The following is a 978-nucleotide window of genomic DNA, read 5'->3' on the forward strand; positions in this document are numbered from 1 at the left end:
TATATACTATCATTTCTTTTATTTATCGCGTTTTTTAATGAAATTCCGCTTTTACGAAAAATAAAATGCCAAAAAAAAGATACTGATGTTATTCACGTACAGATTCTTAAACAATACCCCTCATGCTCGTCACTCCCATTTTACGATACTACCTGCAAATAGTATAAATCCATACTGCCATCTTTCTTGAATAAAGATAAAAACCGATACCATCATTGTATTTTCCAACTCTCAATATTACGATAACCCTTTCTATCTAAATGCTTTTGATTATAAGAGAGAGAGATGAAATAAGAATATTTTGTAATATTTAAAGCTCTCATTCAACATGGAGAAATGATTTATAAAAAAAATCAAAAACACTTCCAGCAATCTTCTGGTGTTTTAATGATGTGGCAAAAACCAAAAATTACACCGCCAAAAAAACGGTTTCTATTGTTATGAAAGTCATTTTACCTCTCCGAGAAAAGCGTTTAACATAACCGATTCCTGCTGCAAATATATGGTGTCAAAAAATTCTCATTTACAATCATTGACTTCCTCTTTGCCTTAAAGAACCAAAAGTCACACCAAATCCCATCTGGAAACATCTGGATTCTCATTGAGCAGGTTCCTCTTGGTTCCCACTCATATGCTTCACTTACACAAAGACCGACATTTAAGAATATTCGCCATGTCCTCTAAAAATACTTCATGTATGAAGTTTACATGCCTTATATTACCGCCCAAACAACGATGTTTTACGGCACAACAAGATAAATGCTTACGGTAGTACAAAAATGAATGCATATTAATTTACTGGAGTGCAACTCGATTCGCAATCACCAAACGCAAGCCTAACGGATTGCTATAACGAAGTAAGAAACGCTTTTGTTTAGAATGTGCTGTTGTACCAAAAAAACGATGTAAATCAGAACGATCTTTTACAACCAGAATGCGATTATCTTCATTGATCATAAGCATGGGGAGGCCATAAGT

The 978-nt window shown here is 33.9% G+C and carries 1 pseudogene; it reads right to left on the minus strand.

Going from position 1 to position 978, the window contains the following annotated elements:
• Positions 1 to 795: 795 nt before the first annotated feature.
• Positions 796 to 978: pseudogene (locus tag ACFIKE_RS11440) on the minus strand (hypothetical protein); the annotation flags it as partial.

Source organism: Bartonella sp. MU70NMGDW, from assembly GCF_042194085.1.
Taxonomy (GTDB): Bacteria; Pseudomonadota; Alphaproteobacteria; order Rhizobiales; family Rhizobiaceae; genus Bartonella; species Bartonella grahamii.